Raw genomic sequence first — 22,365 nt, 5'->3', positions numbered from 1 at the left:
AGTAGAAATGGATAAGCACCACAATTTCCGTCCAATATTCTGGATTACGGTGCCAAATGCAGTGAAATATCCGCCCGTCCAACTCCGGCGGGCCGTCCCTATAGTTTTCTCGGGCCGATGCGGGTAAAATTCACGCCCTTATATATCAGTCATTTTTCGACGCGCAACCTTGGTGGTCAGTTATGAAAGAGCATATTCATCATCTACTTGAACAAACGGTAGCCAATCTGAAGTCAGCGGGCGTCCTGCCGGCGGACCTGGAAGCCCGCGTGCAAGTAGACCGATGCAAGGAGAAGGCTCACGGCGACCTGGCCACCAACCTGGCCATGCTGCTGGCCAAACCGGCCCGCAAGAATCCCCGTGAGCTGGCCGCTGCCATCATCGAGCACCTGCCCGCCTCCGATCTGATCGCCAAGGTCGAGATCGCCGGCCCCGGCTTCATCAACTTCTTCTTTGACCCGAGCTGGCTGGCCGGTCAGGTGGAGGCCATGGTCGCCTCTGCCAACGCCAACGTGAAGCTGCCGGCGCCGCAGACCGTGGTGGTGGACTACTCCGCCCCCAACGTGGCCAAGGAGATGGCGGTGCACCACATCCGCTCCACCGTCCTCGGTGACGTGGCCGCCCGTGCGCTGGAGTTCCTCGGCCACAAGGTGGTGCGTGCCAACCACATCGGTGACTGGGGTACCCAGTTCGGCATGCTGATCGCCTATCTGGAGAAGATGGCCAACGAGCACGCCTCCGACATGGAGCTGCGCGATCTGGAAGCCTTCTACACCCAGGCCAAGCGTCACTACGACGAAGACGAAGCCTTCGCCGAGCGCGCGCGCAACTACGTGGTCAAGCTGCAGGGCGGTGATGAGTACTGCCGCACCATGTGGAAGAAGCTGGTCGACATGACCATGGAGCAGAACCAGCGCAACTACGACCGCCTGAATGTCTCCCTGACCAACAAGGACATCATGGGCGAGTCCATGTACAACGACATGCTGCCGGAGATCGTCGCCGATCTGAAAGCGCGCGGTCTGGCGGTCGAGAGCGAAGGCGCCACCGTCGTCTTCCTGGACGAGTACAAGAACAAGGATGGCGAGCCCATGGGCGTCATCATCCAGAAGAGCGATGGCGGCTTCCTCTACACCACCACCGACATCGCCTGTGCCAAATACCGTTACGAAACCCTGGGCGCCGACCGGGTGATGTACTTCATCGACTCCCGTCAGCACCAGCACCTGATGCAGGCCTGGACCATCACCCGCAAGGCGGGCTATGTGCCGGAATCCGTACCGCTCGAGCACCACGCCTTCGGCATGATGCTGGGCAAGGACGGCCGTCCCTACAAGACCCGTTCCGGCGGTACCGTCAAGCTGGTCGAACTGCTGAACGAAGCCGAAGAGCGCGCCAGCGCCCTGCTGGAGAGCCGCAACAGCGACCTCTCTGCCGAAGAGAAGGCCCAGGTGGTGCACGCCATCGCCATGGGCGCGGTCAAGTATGCGGATCTCTCCAAGAACCGTACCACCGACTACATCTTCGACTGGGACCTGATGCTCTCCTTTGAAGGCAACACGGCGCCGTACCTGCAGTACGCCTACACCCGCATCCAGTCCATCTTCCGCAAGGCCGGCGTCGATGCCGACACCCTGAGCGGTCATGTGGTGCTGAACGAGGAAGCGGAAGAGGTGCTGGCCCAGAAGCTGATCCAGTTCTCCGACGCGGTCAACGGCGTGGCGGACAAGGGCATGCCGCACCTGCTCTGTACCTATCTGTACGAGCTGTCCGGCAACTTCATGACCTTCTACGAAGCCTGCCCGATCAACAAGGATGGCGTCGACGAAGCGACCCGTCAGAGCCGTCTGCTGCTGTGCGCCGCCACCGCCAAGGTCCTCAAGCTGGGTCTGGGCGTACTGGGCATCCACACCCTGGAGCGCATGTAATAGATGGCGACCCGGGATTATGTCGGCAGCCGCCCGCGACGTCGGGCGGGTGGTCGCAACACCAAGAAAGCGGCACCTCGCCGCTTTCCTGTTATCCCGGCCCTGCTGGCCGGGGCGCTGCTGGCAGGGTTCGGCGGCTTCCTCTACACCATCAGTGGCAAGGGTCATGATGCCCCGACCATCGAAGAGCAGGTGAAAGCCAACAAGCCCAAGACACAGAACAACGGTCTGCCGCAGGAGAAGTGGAGCTATATCGAACGGCTGGAGAACAAGCAGGTCGATATCACCGAGCCGCCGCCCCAGCCGGGCGTGCTGCCGCCACCGCCGGCGGAAACCATGACCCTGCAGCCGGAGAAGCTGCCGCAACCGGTGCCGACCGACATTCCCCAGCCGGGTACCCCCATCGGTCAGGTGCAGCCCTACAAGCCGCAACCGGTACAACCGGCCAAGCCGGCGACCGGCGCACCGGTGGCCAGTGCCCAGGAGCAGGTGATCGACCGCAAGGCCGAACGGGACCGGATGGAACGGGAGCTGCGGGCCGAACTGGAGCGGGAACGGGCCGAGGCCGCCAAGGCCAAGGCGGCGACCCCGCCTGCAACGGCCGACAACGAACGCTACATGATGCAGTGCGCCGCCCTGCGCTCGCAGGATTCCGCCGAATCGCTCAAGGCGCGCATCGCCTTCACCGCCGGGCTCTCTTCCAGCCTGCAGGTGGTCAACGGGGCCGGTGGCGCCGTCTACAAGGTGATGGTCGGCCCCTTCAGCGGCAAGGCGGCGGCCGATGCGGCCAACCGCAAGCTGCAGGGCTCCGGCATCAGCGGCTGCATCCCCAAGAAGGGCTGATCGCCGCGTTCATACCACAGGGCCGGGTGGCAACACCCGGCCCTGTTTCTTTTGGTGCCACTTGCCACCGCTCCTCTCCCGCCCCGTTGATCTCGCCAAACCGCAGGCTTGAAAAGCCGGTTTGCCATCCCCATCTTTCTTGCCATGCACAGTCAGGCCGTCATTCGGCTCAAGCGAGGTAAGTAAAGTGACTACCATAGTTTCAGTTCGCCGCAACGGTCAGGTCGTCATCGGTGGCGATGGCCAGGTTTCCCTTGGCAACACCGTCATGAAGGGCAACGCCCGCAAGGTTCATCGCCTCTACAACGGCAAGGTACTGGCTGGTTTCGCCGGCGGCACCGCCGACGCCTTCACCCTGCTCGAGCGCTTCGAAGCCAAACTGCAGGCCCATCAGGGCAACCTGGAGCGCGCCGCCGTGGCGCTGGCCAAGGACTGGCGCACCGATCGCGCCCTGCGCCGCCTCGAGGCCCTGCTGGCCGTCGCCGACGAGCACAAATCCTTCATCATCACCGGCAACGGTGACGTGGTGCAGCCTGAGCACGATCTCATCGCCATCGGCAGCGGCGGCAACTTTGCCCAGTCCGCCGCCATCGCCCTGCTGGAGAACACCGAACTCGACGCCAAGAGCATCGTCGAGAAGTCCCTCAAGATTGCAGGCGACATCTGTGTGTTCACCAACGGCAACCACACCATCGAAGTGCTGGATTATTCAGCTAAATAAGTCGGCGAAATAGGGCCGCCACATAGGGCCGCCAGCCAAACCCCATTTTCCAAGGGGTGGGTCCTGCCCGCCCCGGATACAGGAACGCCATCATGTCCGAGATGACCCCGAGAGAAATCGTCCACGAGCTGGATCGTCACATCATCGGCCAGGCCGACGCCAAGCGCGCGGTCGCCGTCGCCCTGCGCAACCGCTGGCGCCGGATGCAACTCGATGAAGAGATGCGCCATGAAGTGACCCCGAAAAACATCCTGATGATAGGCCCGACCGGCGTCGGCAAGACCGAGATCGCCCGTCGTCTGGCCAAGCTGGCCAACGCCCCCTTCATCAAGGTGGAAGCGACCAAGTTCACCGAAGTGGGCTATGTCGGCAAGGAAGTAGACAGCATCATCCGCGATCTGACCGATGCCGCCATCAAGCTGGTGCGCGAAACCGAGATGGAGAAGATGAAATACCGCGCCGAGGAAGCCGCCGAAGAGCGCATCCTCGACGCCCTGCTGCCCAACCCGCGCAACAGCTGGGGCGAGGAGGAGAAAGCCGACAACTCCAACACCCGCCAGATCTTCCGCAAGAAACTGCGGGAAGGTCAGCTGGATGACAAAGAGATCGAGCTGGAGCTTTCCGCCTCCCCGATGGGCGTCGAAATCATGACCCCGCCGGGCATGGAAGAGATGGCCAACCAGTTGCAGGGGCTGTTCCAGAACCTGGGCCAGAACCAGAAGAAGAAGCGCAAGATCAAGGTCAAAGAGGCCATGAAGGCGCTGATCGAAGAGGAAGCGGCCCGTCTGGTCAATCCGGAAGAGCTGAAGCAGAAGGCCATTGCCGCGGTCGAGAACAACGGCATCGTCTTCCTCGACGAGATCGACAAGATCTGCAAGCGTGGCGAGAGCTCGGGCCCCGATGCCTCCCGTGAAGGGGTGCAGCGCGACCTGCTGCCGCTGGTCGAGGGCTGCACCGTCAACACCAAGCACGGCATGGTCAAGACCGACCACATCCTGTTCGTTGCCTCCGGCGCCTTCCAGATCGCCAAGCCGTCGGACCTCATCCCCGAGCTGCAGGGCCGCCTGCCGATCCGGGTCGAGCTGACCGCACTGACCACCGATGACTTCGAGCGGATCCTGACCGAACCGAACGCCTCGCTGACCGATCAGTACCAGGCACTGATGGCCACCGAAGGGGTCAAGATCGAGTTCACCAAGGATGGCATCCGCCGTCTGGCCGAAGCGGCCTGGCAGGTCAACGAGCGCACCGAAAACATCGGTGCCCGCCGCCTGCACACCGTGATGGAGCGCCTGATGGAAGATATCTCCTACGACGCCTCCGAGAAATCCGGCGAGACCTTCGTCATCGACACCGACTACGTCAACGCCCACCTCGGCAAGCTGATTGAAGACGAGGATCTGAGCCGCTTTATCCTGTAAATCGAGAACGAGGAGCTGAGCGCTTTAATATCCTGTAAGCGAACCGCTCAATCTCATCACAAGACGCCTCCCCTGTGGAGGCGTCTTCGTTTTCAACACCCTCCCGACTCGCAGCCTGCCCGGGTCGCTTCGGCCGGCGCACAGCACTGGTCTCTTCCCGCCAGCCAGAGCGCGGCCAGCAGCAACACGCCGCTCAGGGCGAAGCAGGCCTGCATGGCGAAGTGCAGCTCGCTGGCACTGGCGACGGCCGGATCGCCCCCTCCCACCAGACCGGCAAACAGGGCGCCGAGCCCGGCCGCCCCCGTCAGCTGACCCAGGTTGCGCGCCAGGGTCAGCAACCCGGCCACTGCTCCGCGCGCCTGTCCACCGCTGCCACCGATCACGGCGCTGTTGTTGGCGGTCTGAAACAGGGCGTAGCCGGCGGTCAGCAACAGGATCGGCAGCAGATAGCCGAGCGGGCCAAGGGCTGGGCTGAGCACCGCCAGCAAGGCCGCGGCGGCGCTCATCAGCAGCAATCCCAGCCGCACCACTGTGATGGCACCGACCCTGTCCACCAGCCAGCCGGCGGGCAGCCCGGTCAGCGCCGCCAGCAGGGGCCCGCCCGAGATGAGCAACCCGCTGGTCAGCGGATCGAGCCCGAATGCCCCCTGCAGATAGAAGGGGCCGATCAGCAGGGTCAACACCATGATGCCGGCCACCAGCGCACTGGCCGCCAGACCACCGCGCAGCCGACGGGTACCCAGCAGCGCCAGCGGTAACAGGGGGGCGGCAGCACCCAGCTCGTTGCGCACCAGCCAGGCGGTGGCCAGCAGCGCCCCACCCCCCAGCCAGAGGGCCAGCGTCCCCGTCGAGGTAAGGGCCAGCCCGTAGCAGAGCAGCGCCAGCAGCAAGAGTGACAGACTCGCCAGATTGAGCCTCTCTCCCTCTGTGCACGCCTCATCCCGAGGCAAACCGAACAGGCCGCAGACCAGCGCCAGCAGGCCGATCGGCAGCAGTGCGAGAAAGGCCGGCTGCCAGCCGGCAATATCCAGCAGCAGACCGCCAAACGAGGGGCCGAGGGCCGTGCCACAGGCCGAGAGGGTACCGAGCAGCCCCATGCCCCGGCCGCGCCGCGCCGGCGACACCAGCTGGCCCATCATGGCCAGCGACAGCACCAGCATGCAGGCCGCTCCCGCCCCCTGCAGCACCCGGGCGACGACCAGCCAGCCGATGGTCGGTGCCAGCGCGCAGAGCAGGCTGGACAGCACAAACAGCCCCATGCCCCACAGCAGCAGGTGGCGCCGGCCGAACCTGTCCCCCAGCCGGCCCGCCACCACCGTCAGGCAGGTGAGCCCAAGCAGATAGGCCACCAGCACCCACTGCAGACTGGCGAAGGGAACGGCAAAGTCCGCACCCAGTGCCGGCAGCAGCATGCTGGCCATGCTCCCCGCCAGCATGGGCAACAGGGTGGCGAGGCCAAGCGCCAGCAGACCGAGGCGGCGCGCAGCGGGAGGTAAAACACGGGTGAAGGGTGACATGATCCGGGCTCCACAAAGGGGTGATGACGACAAGGCTAGTGGGGCCGATGAACAGGCGGAAGACGCACCCGTTGCAACTTATCAATGCACTGGACGCCATATGAGGGGGCCCGTTCTCGGGTATGATGAAGCTGGCCCCTTTGTTCCCACCTCGATGAAGGCATGCACATGAGCACTCCCGACCTCAACCTGCTGATCACCCTGGATGCCCTGCTGGACGAAGGCAGCGTGGCGGGCGCGGCCAGACGACTGGGCCTGAGCCCCTCCGCCATGAGCCGGGCCCTGGCCAGGCTGCGGGAGACCACCGGCGACCCGCTGCTGGTGCGGGCTGGTCGCGGCCTGGTGCCCACTCCCAGGGCGTTGCTGCTGCGCGAGCAGGTCGGCCGGCTGGTGCAGGAGGCCGAGGAGGTGCTGCGCCCCCGGCTGGAGGTCGACCCGGCGCGGCTGGAGCGTACCTTCACCCTGCGCGCCAGCGAGGGGCTGGTGGAACTGTTCGGCGCCGCCCTGCTGAGCCGGCTCGCCGCCGAAGCGCCGGGGGTGCGGCTCCACTTTCTGGCCAAACCCGACAAGGAGAGCGGCCCCCTGCGCAGCGGCGAGCTGGATTTCGAGACCGGGGTGATCAGCGCCACCACGGCGCCCGAGCTGCGTACCCAGGCGCTGTTTCAGGACCACTTCGTCGCGGTGGTGCGGCCGGGCCATCCGCTGTGCGAGGGGCTACTGACCCCCACCCGCTACGCCGCCGCCCGTCACATCATGGTGTCTCGGCGTGCGCAGGAGCACGGCCCCATCGACGAGGCGCTCGCCGCCCTCAAGCTGGAGCGCACCATCACCACGCTGGTGCCGGGTTTTGCCACGGCGCTGGCGCTGGTACGGGGCAGCGACCTGGTGGCGACCGTGCCCCGCCTGCACTGTGCCGCTCTGCACGCCGAGCTGACGACCCTGCCCCTGCCCTTCACGCTGCCCGGGATCCGGGTCGCCCTGCTCTGGCACCCCCGGCTGGATGCGGATCCGGGCCACCGCTGGCTGCGCGCCCTGATACGGGACACCTGTGCCCGGCCCCCCTATCACACCGGGGCCACCGACACCCCCTGATCCAGGTCAGGCAGCTCCCGGCTCCATCACAGGCCTCTTGTGGCCCGGGCACCCGCACCCGGGACCAGAAGCGCCTTTCACCACCCCGTCACACCGACATGCCCGTGGCTTGGGCACAAGCGGTGGATCCTTCCCCCTGCCGGACGGGGATCACGTACCCTCAGAGCGGGGCGGATCACATTGCGGGCAAAAAGATCCTGCCGCCCGCTTCCGCATTTTTTATGCGGTCGTATAATTGCGTATAAAATGCATACACCAGGAGCACCAGCCAGATGCACCCCACCCGTCAGAAACTGCTCGATACCGGCCTCGCCATCGCCACCGACAAGGGGCTGCGCGGCCTGACGGTGCGCGAGCTGGCGGCGGCGGCCGAGGTGAACCTCGGCTCCTTCGTCTACCACTTCGGCAACCGCGACGCCTTTATCGACGAGCTGGTGGAGCTCTGGTACGCCCCCCTCTATGACGAGCTCAAGGCGGTGGCAGCCAAGGGCTCCTACCCCTCTGCCATCGCCATGTTCGAGGCCACCATGGAGGCGCTGATCGGGCTGGTGGCGCGCCAGCGCGGCTTCATCAACCACCTGTTTGGCGATGCGCTGGCGGGGGAAGGGGCGGCCCAGCGCTTTCTGCTCAGCCTGCCGCGCCGTCACCCCCTGCTGCTGATCGAACAGGTACGGATGGCACAGGCGGAAGGGTCGCTGGTCGCGGGTCACCCGCTCCAGCTGATGATCTTCATCATGGGGTCGGTCGGCCTGCCGCTGGTGATCGCCGGCAGCGGTCGTCAGCTCGGCTGGCTGCCCGAAGAGGCCGCCCCCTTTCTCAGCCAGATAGACAACCCAGAGGCCGCCAGACAACGGCTGGTATGGGCCCTGCGCGGCCTGCGCCCCACCGATATGAAAGAAGGAGAAGCGGCATGAAACAACGCATTGCAATCCTGGCCCTGCTGCTAACCGTTATCGGTGGCTACCTCTGGTGGCAGGGGCGCCCGGCCGACGGCTCCATCCTCTACGGCAACGTCGACATTCGCGACGTCAATCTGGCCTTTCGGGTCGGCGGCCGCGTCGTTCAGGTGCTGGTGGACGAGGGGGATAGGGTAAAAGCCGGTCAACTGCTGGCCCGCCTCGATCCGGCCCCCCTCACCCACAGCCGCGACAGCGCCTTGGCCAATCTGGCTGCGCTCACTGCCGCCAACGCCTTGATCCACAAGGGCTATCGCAGCGAAGAGACCGACCGGGCCCGGGCCGCACTGGCCGCCGCCGAAGCCGCCGCGCTGGAGGCCGACCAACAGTGGCGCCGCCAGAGCGCATTGGCAGCCACCGGCGCCATCTCCCGTGGTCAGCTCGATACCGCCCGCTCCCAGCGGGATCAGACCCAGGCGCAGGTACGCTCGGCACGCGAACAGCTCGCCCAGCTCGAAACCGGCTACCGCCCGGAGGAAATCGCCCAGTCCGATGCCCAGCTGGAAGGGGCCAAAGCGGCGCTCGCCAGTGCCGAACTGGCGCTGGCGGATGCCAACCTGACCGCCCCCAGCGATGGCATCATCATCAGCCGCGCCGTCGAGAATGGCAGCATGGTGCAGAGCGGAGCGACCGCCTTCAACCTCTCCCTGACCGCACCGGTCTGGGTGCGCGCCTATGTGGAGGAGCCCTGGCTCGGCCACTTCCCGAGCGGCGCCAAGGTGACCCTCACCACCGACTCGCGGCCGGACAAGCCCTATCACGGGGTGGTGGGCTTTGTCTCGCCCACCGCCGAGTTCACCCCGAAATCGGTGGAGACGCCGGATCTTCGCACCCACCTCGTCTACCGGCTGCGCATCGTGGTGCAGGACCCCGACCCGGCCCTGCGCCAGGGGATGCCGGTCACCGTCAGGCTGGCGCCATGAACAGCGCTATCTCCCTTGAGGGGCTCACCAAACGCTTTGGCGAGCGGGTCGCCCTCAACGCCATCTCGGCCACCATTCCGGCTGGCGGCATCACCGGGCTGGTCGGCCCCGACGGCGCGGGCAAGAGCACCCTGCTGCGCCTGCTGGCCGGTCTGCTGATCCCCGAAGCGGGCACCATCCGGGTGCTGGGGCTGGATCCGGTGAGCGAGGGAGACCTGCTGCGTCAGCGCCTCGGCTACATGCCCCAGCAGTTCGGCCTCTACGAGGATCTCAGCGTGCTGGAGAACCTCACCCTCTACGCTGACTTGCGCGGCGTACAGGAGCCCGAACGCACGCCCACCTTTGCGCGGCTGCTCGCCTTCACCGATCTTGCCCGCTTCACCGCACGACCGGCGGGCAAGCTCTCTGGCGGGATGAAACAGAAGCTCGGGCTGGCCTGCGCCCTGCTCGGCACCCCGGATGTGCTGCTGCTCGACGAACCGGGGGTCGGGGTTGATCCCATCTCCCGCCGCGCCCTTTGGCAGATGGTGCGCGAGCTGGCCAAGGGGGGGATGACGGTGCTCTGGAGTACCGCCTATCTCGATGAGGCGGAGCTGTGCGACCACGTGCTGCTGATGGCGGATGGCGAGGTGCGCACCAGCGGCACGCCAGCCGATCTGATGGGGGCCATGGCCAGCCGCTGCTGGCTGCTGGAGGCGGGGCAACTGGATGGCCGCGAGCGGCGCGCCCTGCTGCGCCGGGCACTGGCTCACCCGGCGGTGATGGATGGCGCGGTGGCGGGGGAGCGGGTTCGCCTGCTGCTGCACCCGGGCATGACGCCCCCACCGCTCCCGGAGCTGCATCTCGCCAATGGCGCCTTTCAACCGGCCCAGCCCCGGCTGGAGGATGCCTTTATCGACCTGCTCGGCGGCGGCCCCGGCGGGGAGTCGAGTCTGGCAGCCGGGATGCGGGAAGCCGAACTGCCGCAGGGGGTCTCCCCCGATGCGGTGATCGAGGCGCGCCACCTCACCAAGCGCTTCGGCGATTTTGCCGCCACCGATGATGTCAGCTTTGCGGTGCGCCGCGGCGAGATCTTCGGCCTGCTCGGCCCCAACGGGGCGGGCAAGTCCACCACCTTCAAGATGGAGTGCGGCCTGCTGCGCCCGAGCGAGGGACAGGCGCTGGTGACCGGCATCGATCTGGCCCACAGCCCCTCGGCGGCACGTCAGCGCCTCGGTTACATGGCGCAGAAGTTCTCCCTCTACAAGCAGCTCACCGTGGCCCAGAACCTCGCCTTTTTCGCCGGTATCTACGGTTTGTTCGGCCGCCACCAGCAGACGCGGATCGACGCCATGGTGACCGCTTTTGCCCTCACCCCCTGGCTCGATCAGAAGGCGGAATCCCTGCCGCTCGGCCTGCGCCAGCGCTTATCGCTGGCCTGCGCCCTGCTGCACGAGCCGCCGCTGCTGTTCCTCGACGAGCCCACCTCCGGGGTCGATCCGGTGACCCGGCGCGAGTTCTGGTCGCACATCAACGCGCTGGCCGACCACGGCGTCACCGTGCTGGTCACCACCCACTTTATGGATGAGGCGGAGTATTGCGACCGCATTGCCCTCATCTATCGCGGCAAGCTGCTGGCGCTCGGCACTCCGGACGATCTCAAGGGGCTGGCCGCCAAAGAGGCGGCGACCTCTTTGCCAACCGGCTTCTTGCCGACCTGTTCTTTGCCAACAATGGAAGAGGCCTTTATCACCCTGGTCGAGCGGGCCAGCGAGGAGGACGCATGAGCATCAACCGTCGGCGACTGCTGGCCCTCTGTCGCAAGGAGACGCTGCAAATCGTCCGCGATCCGAGCAGCATCCTCATCGCCTTCATCATGCCGGTGGTGCTGCTGGTAGTAATGGGCTACGCCATCAATCTGGATGTGGACCATCTGCGCCTCGGCATCTGGCGCACCGACAGCGGCGCCCCGGCGGTGCGGCTGGAGCAGGCCCTGCGCGGCTCTACCGCGCTGGAGATCCACAGCGGCCCGAGCAAGGAGTCCCTGCTCGCCAGTCTGGCCCGTGGCGAGATCCGCGGCCTGCTGGTGATCGACGACGGTTTCTCCCGCGCGCTGGCCGGTCAGGGCAACGGCACGCCGCAGGCGCTGCTGCTCACCGATGGCTCCGAGCCCAACACCGCCAACTTCGTCACCAACTATGTGCAGGGGATCTGGCAGGGGTGGCTCGCCGGCGAAGGGGTCGCCATGCCGGTGTCGATAGAGAGTCGCGCCTGGTTCAACCCGGCGCTGGTGAGCCGCAACTTTCTGGTGCCGGGCTCCATTGCGGTGGTGATGACCATCATCGGTGCCCTGCTCACCTCGCTGGTAGTGGCGCGGGAGTGGGAGCGCGGCACCATGGAGGCGCTGCTCGCCACCCCGGTCACCAAGGGGGAGCTGCTGCTCTCCAAGCTGTTGCCCTACTACGGCCTTGGCATCATCGCCATGCTGCTCTGCCTGCTCTTCTCGGTGGCGGTGATGGGCGTGCCGTGGCGCGGCTCCCTGCTGCTGCTCTTTCTGGTCACCAGCGCCTTTCTCGGCAGTGCCCTCGGGCTCGGGCTGTTCCTCTCCACCGTGATGCGCAGCCAGTTCAACGCCGCACAGGCGGCGCTGATCGCTGCGTTTCTGCCCGCGGTGATGCTGTCGGGCTTCGTGTTCGAGATCGCCAGCATGCCACCGCTGCTGCGGGCCATCACTCACCTCATTCCGGCCCGCTACTTCGCCAGCTCCCTGCAGACCCTCTATCAGGCGGGCAGCGTCTTCTCGATCCTGCTGGTCAACGGTTTCTGTCTGCTGCTGCTGGCCGGTTTCTGGCTGGCCCTGACCGCCCGCAAGACGCGGCGCACTCTGGAGTAACCCATGCTGATCCGACTCTGGTGGCTGATCCGAAAAGAGCTGCAGGCCCTGATGGGCAATACCCAGGGGCGCTTTCTGCTCATCATGCCGGTGCTGCTGCAAACCGCCCTCTTCCCGTTCGCCGCCACTCTGGAGGTGACCGGCAACACGCTGGCCATCTACAACCAGGATGGCGGTGCCCAGAGCCGTGAGCTGCTGGAGCGCCTCACCCATATGCCCGCCTTCACCACCATCATCCCGGTGCAAGGCGAGGCGGGCATGACCGAGGCCATCACCGGGCAGCAGGCACTGCTCGGGCTGATTATTCCGGGGGATTTTTCGCGCCGGCTGGCGCGGGGCGAACCGGCCAAGGTGCAGCTGATCATCGACGGCCGCCGCTCCAACGGCGGTCAGGTGGCGGCGGGCTACATCAGTCAGGTGATCGCCCGCTGGCAGAATGAAGAAGGGAACGCAGGCAAGGCGCCGCCGACCCTCGCGGTGCGCAACCTCTACAACCCCAATATCGAGTTCCACTGGCATATCCTGCCGGCCCTGGTGGCCATCATCACCACCACCGGCTGTCTGATTGTCACCGCCCTCTCGGTCGCGCGGGAGCGGGAAGAGGGCACCTTCGATCAGCTGCTGGTCTCCCCCCTCACCGCAGGCTGGATCATGGCGGGCAAGGCGGTGCCCGGCATCCTGGTGGCGGTGGGACAAGGGTGCATAGTCGCGCTGGCCGCCCGCTTCGTCTTTCACCTCCCCTTCGCGGGGAGCCTCAGTCTGCTGCTGGCGGGCATGGTCTGCTACGGGCTGGCACTGGCCGGGATCGGGCTCTTCATCTCGTCGTTCTGCTCGACCCAGCAGCAGGCCTTTCTCGGGGTCTTCTCCTTCACCGTCCCGGCGGTGATCCTCTCGGGCTACATCTCGCCGGTGGAGAACATGCCCCAGGAGTTCCAGTGGCTGGCGGCCATCGACCCCCTCACCCACTTCATCGTGCTGCTCAAGGGGGTCTTCCTCAAGGGGTTCGACTGGTCGGCCGCCTGGCCCCTGCTCTGGCCGCTGCTCGCCATCGCCGGCGTCACCCTGTCGCTGGCGCTCGCCATGTTCCGCCGCCATATTGCCTGACGCGCCACCTTGTTCAGCTGATGCCGGTCTCGCCCAGTGCGAGACCGGCCTTTTTCCGACATAAGTTTTCACTCCCCGGCAGTTGGTAAACCGGGCTTACCCTCCACCATCCCTCACCCCGAGCTAACGCAGAAATCATTAACTGGTATACCTATTTTTGTATAGTGCTGAATTTTCTCGAATTACCCCTGAGGAGATATATAAATAGACACTTGATTTGCATCAATCGTCTGCCCCTGCCGACTGGGTAGCCTAGCCTCAGAATGATGTTTTATTACTCCAAACTTGAGGCAACTATGAGCAAAGTCAGACTGGTCGTTGTGGGCAACGGCATGGTGGGGCACCGCTTCATCGAAGAGCTGATCGAGCGGGCCGATCCGGGCCGCTACGAGATCACCGTCTTCGGTGCAGAACCCCGTCCCGCCTACGATCGCGTCCATCTCTCCTCCTACTTCTCCCATCACACCAGCGAAGATCTCTCCCTCGTCAAACCCGGCTTCTACGACAAGCACGGCATTCGGTTGCTGCTCGGCGAAGCGGTGAAAAAAATCGACAGGACCAACCGCGAAGTGCACTCCAACAAGGGCACTGTGGTCGGGTACGACAAGCTGGTGCTGGCCACCGGCTCCTACCCCTGGGTGCCGCCCATTGCGGGCAGCCAGCACCACGAGTGCTTCGTCTATCGCACCATCGAGGATCTCAAAGCCATCCGCAGCGCGGCCAAGAGCGGCAAGAGCGGGGTGGTGATCGGGGGCGGCCTGCTTGGCCTAGAGGCGGCCGGCGCCCTCAAGGCGCTGGGTCTCGAGACCCACGTGGTGGAGTTTGCTCCGGTGCTGATGGCCGAGCAGCTCGACGGTCAGGGTGGCCAGCTGCTGCGCCGCAAAATTGAATCCATGGGCGTGCAGGTGCACACCAGCAAGAGCACCAGCGAGATCCTGATGCACGGCGGCCGCGACGCCCAGCACCGCCTCGCCTTCGCCGACGGCAGCCAGCTGGAAGTAGACGTGGTGGTCTTCTCCACCGGCATCCGCCCGCAGGATACCCTGGGCCGTTACTGTGAACTGGCCATTGCCGACCGTGGCGGCGTAGCTGTCGACGATCACTGCCTCACCTCCGACCCCGACATCTATGCCATCGGTGAGTGCGCCGCCTGGCAGGGCCGCTTCTTCGGGCTGGTGGCGCCGGGTTACAAGATGGCCCAGATCACCGTCGACCATCTGCTCGGCGGAGACAGCCGCTTCGAAGGGGCGGACATGAGCGCCAAGCTCAAGCTGCTCGGTGTCTCCGTCGGCTCCATCGGTGATGCCCACGGCCGCACCCCGGGCAGCCACAGCTATGTGTTCCAGGACGACCAGGCCGGCGTCTACAAGAAGATCGTGGTGAGCGAAGACAACAGCCGCCTGCTCGGCGCCGTGCTGGTGGGTGACGTGGATGACTACGGCAACCTGCTGCAGATGATGCTCAACGCCCTGCCGCTGCCGAGCCACCCGGACACCCTGATCCTGCCAGCCTACGCCGGTGCCAAACCGACCCTGGGGGTGGATGCCCTGCCTGAGAGCGCCCAGATCTGCTCCTGCTTCGACGTCTCCAAGGGCGACATCGCCAAGGCGGTGGCCGAGGGTCACACCACGCTGGCCGCCATCAAGCAGCACACCAAGGCCGGTACCGGCTGTGGCGGCTGCGTGCCGCTCATCAGCCAGGTGCTCAACGCCGAGCTGGTGAAGCAGGGCATCGAGGTCAACAACCACCTCTGCGGCCACTTCCCCTACTCCCGTCAGGAGCTGTTCCACCTGGTCAAGGTGGAGGGGATCAAGAGCTTCGACGAGCTGCTGGCCAAGCACGGTCACGGCCATGGCTGCGAGGTGTGCAAACCGACCGTCGGCTCCATCCTCGCCTCCTGCTGGAACGACTATGTGCTGAGCCCGCTCAATACTCAGTTGCAGGACACCAACGACATCTTCCTCGGCAACATGCAAAAGGACGGCAGCTACTCCGTCATCCCGCGCATGGCCGGCGGCGAAGTGACCCCGGAAGGGCTGCTGGCGGTGGCCGAAGTGGCCCGCGACTACAAGCTCTACACCAAGATCACCGGCGCCCAGCGCATCGGCCTGTTCGGGGCCCAGAAGGATGATCTGCCCGCCATCTGGCGCAAACTGCTGGCGGCAGGCTTCGAGACCGGTCAGGCCTACGCCAAGGCGCTGCGCATGGCCAAGACCTGCGTCGGCAGCACCTGGTGCCGCTTCGGCGTGCAGGACAGCGTCGGCCTCGGGGTCTTCCTCGAGAACCGCTACAAGGGCATTCGCACCCCCCACAAGATGAAGTTCGGTGTCTCCGGCTGTACCCGTGAATGTGCGGAAGCCCAGGGCAAGGACGTCGGCATCATCGCCACCGATGCGGGCTGGAACCTCTATGTGGGCGGCAACGGCGGCATGAAACCGCGCCACGCCGACCTGCTGGCGTCTGACCTCGACCGCGAGACCCTGATCAAGCTGATCGACCGTTTCATGATGTTCTACGTCACCAGCGCCGACAAACTGCAGCGCACCTCGGTCTGGCTCGGCAACCTGGAAGGGGGCGTCGACTACCTGCGCGAGGTGATCGTCGACGACAAGCTGGGGCTGGCCGACACCCTGGAGCGCGATATCCAGACCCTCATCGACAGCTACGAATGCGAATGGTCGCGCACCCTCAATGAAGAGCAAGCGTTGCAGCGCTTCAGCCACTTCATCAACAGCGACAAGCGCGATCCGGACGTCCAGTTCGTCAGCGAGCGCGACCAGCACCGACCGGCCACCCCGGCCGAGCGCATCCCTGTCTACCAGATCGAGGTGGAAACCAAATGATGAAATTAGCCTGCCAACTCAACGACATACTCCCTGGCACCGGCGTCTGTGCTCTGCTCGAGGGGCGTCAAGTCGCCCTGTTCCGCCCGAGCGCGGCGGCCGAGGTGTTCGCCATCGACAACCGGGATCCCTTCTTCGCCGCCAACGTGCTGTCGCGCGGCATCGTAGGTGAACACGAGGGTGAGCTCTGGGTCGCCAGCCCGCTCAAGAAGCAGCACTTCCGTCTGCGCGACGGCCACTGCCTCGAGAACGCCGCCATGTCGGTGCAAAGCTATCCCGTTGAAGTACGCGACCAGCAGGTCTGGGTTGCCGTCTAACACCATGCATATCAGGGCTGCCCGCGGGCGGCCCTCTTGAAGGAAACAAAGATGTATACCGAAACCATCAACAAGTGCGCCGCCAACGCGGCCCGCATCAACCGCTTCGAGCGCAGCGACAAGCTCGGCTTCTGGCTCAGCTCCGCCATGGCGGGGGCCTATGTGGGCCTTGGCATCATCCTCATCTTCACCCTGGGCAACCTGGTAGATCCGAGCATCCGTCCGCTGGTGATGGGGGCCACCTTCGGCATCGCCCTGACCCTGGTCATCATCGCCGGCTCCGAGCTGTTCACCGGCCACACCATGTTCCTCACCTTCGGGGTGAAGACCGGCAAGATCGCCATGGCCGACCTGCTGCGCATCCTGCCGCAGACCTGGGCTGGCAACCTGCTCGGCTCCATCGCGGTGGCGCTGATCTACTCCTACGGCGGCAGCCTGCTGCCGGACGCGGGCAGCTTGGCGCACAAGGTGGCGCTGGCCAAGACCCAGGCACCGGCGCTGACCCTGTTCATGAAGGGGATCCTCTGCAACTGGCTGGTCTGCCTCGCCATCTGGATGGCGCTGCGCACCGAGGGTGCCGCCAAGTTCATCGCCATCTGGTGGTGCCTGCTGGCCTTCATCGCCTCCGGCTACGAGCACTCGGTCGCCAACATGACCCTGTTCGCCCTCTCCTGGTTCGGTGCCCACTCCGAGGCCTACACCCTGGGCGGCATCGGCCACAACCTGCTGTGGGTGACCCTGGGCAACACCGTCTCCGGCGCCCTCTTCATGGGCCTCGGCTACTGGTATGCCACCCCCAAGGCTGAGCGCCCGGTCGCGGTGAACGAGACCACCACCACTGCCAGCCAGACCCAAACCGCCTGATCAGGAGGCCCCATGGACTACTTGCCCATCTTTTGCCGACTCGACAACAAACCCGTGCTGCTGGTCGGTGGCGGCGAGGTAGCGGAGCGCAAGGCGCGCCTGCTGCTGGATGCCGGTGCCCAGCTCACCGTGGTCGCGCCCGAGCTCGACCCCGAGCTGGCAGAACTGGCTGCCAACGGCAGCATCGAGTGGCTGGCCGGTGAATTCGCGCCGCAGCAACTGACGGGCAAGTGGCTGGTGGTGGCCGCCACCGATCGGCGCGAGGTGAACGCCCTGGTCTACCAGAGCGCCAATCAGGCGCGGATCTTTGCCAACGTGGTGGATGACCCGAAACGCTCCAGCTTCATCATGCCGTCGATCATCGACCGCTCGCCGCTGATGGTGGCCATCTCCTCCGGCGGCAAGGCCCCGGTGCTGGCCCGCTTGCTGCGGGAAAAACTCGAAGCCCTGCTGCCCCAGCATCTGGGCGCCGTCGCGGCCTTCGCCGGCAGCCTGCGGGAGCGGGTCAAGGCCCGCTTCGCCAGCATGGGCGAGCGGCGCCGCTTCTGGGAGCGGCTGCTCGGGGCGGACCGACTCGGGCAGGCACTGGCACGGGGCGATAGCGCCTCTGCCAATCAGCTGGCCGACAACCTGTTTGCCGACGAAAGCCAGACCGCTGGCGAGGTGGTGCTGGTGGGGGCTGGCCCCGGCGATCCGGGTCTCCTCACCCTGCACGCCCTGCGCCAGATGCAGCAGGCGGACGTGGTGGTCTATGACCGGCTGGTCTCGGACGAGGTGATGGCATTGGTGCGCCGAGATGCCAGGCGCATCTTCGTCGGCAAGCAGGCGGGCAACCACTGCGTGCCCCAAGAGGGGATCAACCAGCTGTTGCTGGAGGAGGCAAAGAAGGGGCAGCGGGTGGTGCGGCTGAAGGGGGGCGACCCCTTCATCTTCGGTCGTGGCGGCGAGGAGCTGGAGACGCTGGTCGGCAGCGGCATCGGCTTTCAGGTGGTGCCGGGGATCACGGCGGCCAGCGGCTGCGCCGCCTACGCCGGCATTCCGCTGACCCACCGCGATCACGCCCAGAGCGTGCGCTTCGTCACCGCCCACGGCAAGGGCGGCACCCAGGATCTCGACTGGCCGCTGCTGGCCAAAGACAAACAGACCCTGGTGTTCTACATGGGGCTCTCCTCCTGCGCCACCATCCGCGAGCAGCTGCTGACCCACGGCAAGGCGGGCGACACCCCGGTGGCGCTGATCGAGCGCGGCACCCAGCCAAGCCAGCGGGTGATTCGCGGTACCCTCGCTCAGCTGCCCGAACTGGCGGTGGGGGTCGAGAGCCCGGCCCTCATCATGGTGGGATCTGTGGTGACCCTGACGGACCAGCTTGCCTGGTTCGGGCAAGGATGCGCCGCAGACGCGGCCCTGGCCTCGGCCTGATCGCTGCATCTATGTCAACGCCACCTTCGGGTGGCGTTTCTTTTTCTGCATTTACTGTCATAACCTCTTGTTTTGAGTCTGGTATCCTATGGGGTGTGTCAGCCGGACCACCGAATTCAGGAATTCTGCTTCATGTCCCTCCCCGCCAAGAACAGCGCCAAACAGCGTGAACAAGACAGATCGCGCATTCTCACCCTGCTGCTGGCCGATGATGCCCTCACCGACAGCCTGCTCGACCCGCAAGGGGTGCAGGATGCCACCCTGCGGGATCAGACCAGCGAGCTCACCCGGCTGGTCAACAGCCTGCCCGCCGCCGATATCGCCGATGCGCTGGAATCACTGCCGCCGGACGAGCGTCACGTGCTGTGGCAGCAGGTGGACGAGGAGAAGCACGGCCAGATCCTGGTGGAGGCATCGGAGACGGTGTGGGACAGCCTCATCAGCGGCATGAGCGACAAGGAGCTGCTGCACGCCCTGCGCACCCTCGACATCGACGATCAGATCTATCTGGGCCAATACCTGCCCCGCAACCTGATGGGGCGGCTGCTCACCTCCATGGCCCCGGCCCAGCGCGACCGGGTGCGGGAGGTGATCCGCTACGGCAAGCACACGGTCGGCGCCATGATGGACTTCGAGCTCATCACGGTACGGGCCGAGGTGAGCCTGGCCACGGTGCAGCGCTACCTGCGCCTGCGCGGCAAGATACCCGCCAACACCGACAAGCTGTTCGTCACCGACCGGCGCAACCGGCTGCAGGGGGAGTTGCCACTCACCACAGTGCTGCTGCACAGACCCGAGACCCTGGTGCGCGACGTGATGGAGAAAGATCCGGTCACCTTCGATCCGGAAGACAACGATGAAGCCGCCGCCCGGACCTTCGAGCGGGACGACCTGGTCTCCGCCGCCGTCATCGACGGCCGTGGCAAGCTGATGGGCCGGCTCACCGTCGCCGAGGTGGTGGATCTGGTCTATGAGGAGAGCGACACCGACCTGCGCCGGATGGGGGGGATCAGTGAAGAGGAGGACGTGTTCGCGCCCGTCTCCAAGGCGGTCAAAACCCGCTGGGCCTGGCTCGCCATCAACCTCTGCACCGCCTTCGTGGCGTCGCGGGTGATCGGTCTGTTCGAGCACACCATCTCCCAGCTGGTGGCGCTGGCGGCGCTGATGCCCATCGTCGCCGGCATCGGCGGCAACACCGGCAACCAGACCATCACCATGATAGTGCGGGCGCTGGCGCTGCAGCATATCCAAACCGGCAACGTCTCCTTCCTGCTGTGGCGCGAGCTGGGGGTGGCCCTGATCAACGGTCTGGTGTGGGGCGGCACCATGGGGGTGGCCACCTACATCCTCTATCAGGATGCGGCGCTGGGCGCCGTGATGACACTCGCCATGATGCTCAACCTGCTGGTGGCGGCGCTGATGGGGGTCATCATCCCCATGACCATGAGCCGGCTGGGCCGCGACCCGGCGGTGGGTGCCAGCGTGATGATCACTGCCATCACCGACACCGGCGGCTTCTTCATCTTCCTGGGGCTGGCCACCCTGTTCCTGCTTTAATCCGCTTGGCAATAAAAAGGGAGCCTTGATGGCTCCCTTGTTCATTCGGCGCGACCGCTACACCCGGTATTTGGCCACCGCCTGGTTGAGCAGCTTGGCCTGCTCGGTCAGGCCGTGACTCGACTTGGCGTTCTCCTCCGCCATCAGGCTCGACTCCTGGGCGATGTCGCGGATGTTGTTGACGTTGCGGTTCACCTCGTTGGCCACCAGGCTCTGCTGTTCGATGGCGGCGGCAATCTGGGTGCTCATGTCCATGATGTGGGTGACGTCCTGGGTGATCTGCTCCAGCAGTTCGCCCGCCATGCTGGCCTGCTCCGAGCTGCTGTTGCCCTGCTCGCGGCAGGTCGCCATCATGCCCACTATGTTGCCGGTCTGCTTCTGCAGCGAGCTGATGATGCCGGCGATCTCCTGGGTCGACTTCTGGGTGCGGATGGCGAGGCTGCGCACCTCGTCTGCCACCACTGCAAAACCTCGGCCCTGATCTCCCGCCCGCGCCGCCTCGATGGCCGCGTTGAGGGCCAGCAGGTTGGTCTGCTCGGCGATGCCGCGGATCACGTCCAGCACAGAGCCGATGGTTTCGCTCTCCTGCTGCAGCTGGGCCACTTCGCGGGAGGAGTTTTCCAGATTGTCGGCCAGGGAGCGGATCTGGCTGACGGTGTTCTCCACCGCACTGCGTCCCTCCATCGCCTTGTTGTTGGTGGTCTGGGCATTGTTGGCGGCCTGCTCGGTGTTGCGGGCGATCTCCTCTATGGTGGAGCCCATCTCGGTGGAGGCGGTCGCCACCATGTCGGTCTCCTGCAGCTGGCGAGCGGCCCCCTCGCTGGTGCGGCGCACGTTGCCGGAGAGGTGATCCGCCGCCTCGGTCAGGGTGTGTACGCTCTGCTTCACGTCGCCGATGAGGTGGCGAAAGCCCCCCAGCATCACGTCCAGATTACCTGCCAGCTGCGCCATCTCGTCCGCCCCCTGCAGTTCTATCTTGAGGCGCAGGTCGTTGTCCTGCCGGATGCGGTTGACGGTGTCGTTCACCCGCGAGATGGGGCGATCGATGCTGCGGCCCAGCAGCATGCTCATGATGCCGATCAGCACTATGATGATGCCACCGCAGACCAGCATCAGGGTATTGAGGCGCGAAGTCTGCCGTACCAGCTCGTCGGCGATGTGCTTGCCGACGGCGGTAAAGCCCTGCTCGGTCTGATGCACCAGACCCCGCATCTCATTGCGCAGCCCCTCATCTTCACTCAACCCCAGCACTTGCATGCCCTGCACCAGCGCGACGAAGTCCTGCCGGTACTGCTCGCTGGCCTGCTCCAGCTTGCCGCGATCAGCCTCCGGCAAGGTTGCCAGCCGCTGCTGGAAATCCTTGTGCAGGGTCTGGAAGCGCTCCAGATACTGGATGTCGGAGCGCAGCATGAAGTCTTTCTCCGCCCGCCGCAGCTGCAACATGGTGATGAGCAGACCCTGTTCATCCAGCTGCTTGAGCCCCTCTTCCACCTGATGCACCGCGGTTCTCAAACGCCCGTAGAGACCGTCTTCCGGCCCCAGCCCGATGATCTGCTGCTGGGCCACCAGATCGTTGAAGGCCTTGCCATAGGCCCCCATCTGTTGATCCAGCCGGGTCAGCTCGCCCTGCACGGCGCTGAGGTTGTCATCCTGACCCAGGGTCTGGTTGAGCTGGTGAAAATTGGCCAGCACCTCGTTGAAGCGGGTCACGAAGGCCGGATCCTTGCGGATCAGGAAATCCTTCTCGGCCCGTCGCAGGTTGAGCATGGCGATCTCGAGCCCGTCCACGTTGCGCTGGGCCTCGGTCAGATGGCGACTCACCTGGTTGGAGTAGAGAAACAGGCCGCTCAATACCAGCATGGCAACGGCGACCAGCGCGGTATTCAGGATCAATTTATGACGGATCAGCACGATGAACCTCTCACAAGCACGGGATGGACTGCATTGAGCTTATGCGGAAAACGTTATCCCCGTTGTTGTTCAAGGAA

At 65.4% G+C, this 22,365-nt stretch carries 17 protein-coding genes; 15 read left to right on the top strand and 2 right to left on the bottom strand.

Annotated elements, in window-relative coordinates:
- Positions 1-182: 182 nt before the first annotated feature.
- From argS to hslU, 4 genes are all read left to right on the top strand, one after another.
- Positions 183-1,928, top strand: coding sequence for an arginine--tRNA ligase (gene argS / locus ACPW75_RS22170; protein ID WP_029302311.1), 1,746 nt, complete (start codon positions 183-185; stop codon positions 1,926-1,928).
- Positions 1,929-1,931: 3 nt separating this feature from the next.
- A complete protein-coding gene (locus tag ACPW75_RS22165) occupies positions 1,932-2,771 on the top strand; it encodes an SPOR domain-containing protein (RefSeq protein ID WP_077095714.1) in 840 nt (279 codons plus the stop codon).
- A 187-nt stretch (positions 2,772-2,958) separates the two neighbouring features.
- A complete protein-coding gene (gene hslV, locus ACPW75_RS22160; protein WP_005306539.1) occupies positions 2,959-3,492 on the top strand; it encodes an ATP-dependent protease subunit HslV in 534 nt (177 codons plus the stop codon).
- Between the two features lie 92 nt (positions 3,493-3,584).
- A complete protein-coding gene (hslU, locus tag ACPW75_RS22155; RefSeq protein WP_425904369.1) occupies positions 3,585-4,913 on the top strand; it encodes an HslU--HslV peptidase ATPase subunit in 1,329 nt (442 codons plus the stop codon).
- Positions 4,914-5,005: 92 nt separating this feature from the next.
- Here hslU and ACPW75_RS22150 read toward each other — a convergent pair whose 3' ends face one another.
- Entirely contained in the window at positions 5,006-6,430 is a 1,425-nt protein-coding gene (locus ACPW75_RS22150) for an MFS transporter (RefSeq protein WP_425904368.1), read from the bottom strand.
- Positions 6,431-6,598: 168 nt separating this feature from the next.
- Here ACPW75_RS22150 and ACPW75_RS22145 point away from each other — a divergent pair, with 168 nt between their 5' ends.
- The 11 genes from ACPW75_RS22145 (at position 6,599) to mgtE (ending at position 20,377) form a co-directional block, all read left to right on the top strand.
- The gene (locus ACPW75_RS22145) at positions 6,599-7,522 is read left to right on the top strand and encodes a LysR family transcriptional regulator (RefSeq protein WP_425904367.1); all 924 of its coding nucleotides are present in this window, start codon (positions 6,599-6,601) and stop codon (positions 7,520-7,522) included.
- A 272-nt stretch (positions 7,523-7,794) separates the two neighbouring features.
- On the top strand, positions 7,795-8,436 hold the full coding sequence (locus ACPW75_RS22140; RefSeq protein WP_134997213.1) for a TetR/AcrR family transcriptional regulator: 642 nt from the start codon (positions 7,795-7,797) through the stop codon (positions 8,434-8,436).
- Positions 8,433-9,401, top strand: a complete 969-nt coding sequence (gene hlyD / locus ACPW75_RS22135; protein WP_182976241.1) for a secretion protein HlyD — start codon at positions 8,433-8,435, stop codon at positions 9,399-9,401. Before ACPW75_RS22140 ends, hlyD begins: the two co-directional genes overlap by 4 nt.
- Positions 9,398-11,167, top strand: a complete 1,770-nt coding sequence (locus ACPW75_RS22130) for an ATP-binding cassette domain-containing protein (protein WP_182976240.1) — start codon at positions 9,398-9,400, stop codon at positions 11,165-11,167. Before hlyD ends, ACPW75_RS22130 begins: the two co-directional genes overlap by 4 nt.
- A complete protein-coding gene (locus ACPW75_RS22125) occupies positions 11,164-12,273 on the top strand; it encodes an ABC transporter permease (protein WP_223924349.1) in 1,110 nt (369 codons plus the stop codon). The genes ACPW75_RS22130 and ACPW75_RS22125 overlap by 4 nt, the downstream gene beginning before the upstream one ends.
- A 3-nt stretch (positions 12,274-12,276) precedes the next feature.
- Complete coding sequence (locus tag ACPW75_RS22120; RefSeq protein ID WP_324031081.1) at positions 12,277-13,377, top strand: ABC transporter permease; 1,101 nt, start codon at positions 12,277-12,279, stop codon at positions 13,375-13,377.
- Between the two features lie 296 nt (positions 13,378-13,673).
- A complete protein-coding gene (gene nirB / locus ACPW75_RS22115) occupies positions 13,674-16,220 on the top strand; it encodes a nitrite reductase large subunit NirB (protein WP_425904366.1) in 2,547 nt (848 codons plus the stop codon).
- Positions 16,220-16,537: a nitrite reductase small subunit NirD gene (gene nirD, locus ACPW75_RS22110; RefSeq protein ID WP_324012797.1), complete on the top strand. Its 318-nt coding sequence runs from the start codon at positions 16,220-16,222 to the stop codon at positions 16,535-16,537. The genes nirB and nirD overlap by 1 nt, the downstream gene beginning before the upstream one ends.
- A 51-nt stretch (positions 16,538-16,588) precedes the next feature.
- Complete coding sequence (nirC, locus tag ACPW75_RS22105; RefSeq protein ID WP_425904365.1) at positions 16,589-17,401, top strand: nitrite transporter NirC; 813 nt, start codon at positions 16,589-16,591, stop codon at positions 17,399-17,401.
- Between the two features lie 12 nt (positions 17,402-17,413).
- Positions 17,414-18,820: a siroheme synthase CysG gene (gene cysG, locus ACPW75_RS22100; protein ID WP_323965817.1), complete on the top strand. Its 1,407-nt coding sequence runs from the start codon at positions 17,414-17,416 to the stop codon at positions 18,818-18,820.
- Positions 18,821-18,952: 132 nt separating this feature from the next.
- Complete coding sequence (mgtE, locus tag ACPW75_RS22095) at positions 18,953-20,377, top strand: magnesium transporter (protein WP_039213006.1); 1,425 nt, start codon at positions 18,953-18,955, stop codon at positions 20,375-20,377.
- A 57-nt stretch (positions 20,378-20,434) separates the two neighbouring features.
- Here mgtE and ACPW75_RS22090 read toward each other — a convergent pair whose 3' ends face one another.
- Entirely contained in the window at positions 20,435-22,288 is a 1,854-nt protein-coding gene (locus ACPW75_RS22090; RefSeq protein ID WP_017409750.1) for a methyl-accepting chemotaxis protein, read from the bottom strand.
- Between the last annotated feature and the right edge of the window lie 77 nt (positions 22,289-22,365).

The sequence above is a fragment of the Aeromonas sp. FL131 genome (assembly GCF_049860615.1).
GTDB lineage: Bacteria > Pseudomonadota > Gammaproteobacteria > Enterobacterales > Aeromonadaceae > Aeromonas > Aeromonas hydrophila.
The sequence above is the reverse complement of the archived record's forward strand: the minus strand, read 5'-3'. Positions and strand labels throughout refer to the sequence as shown.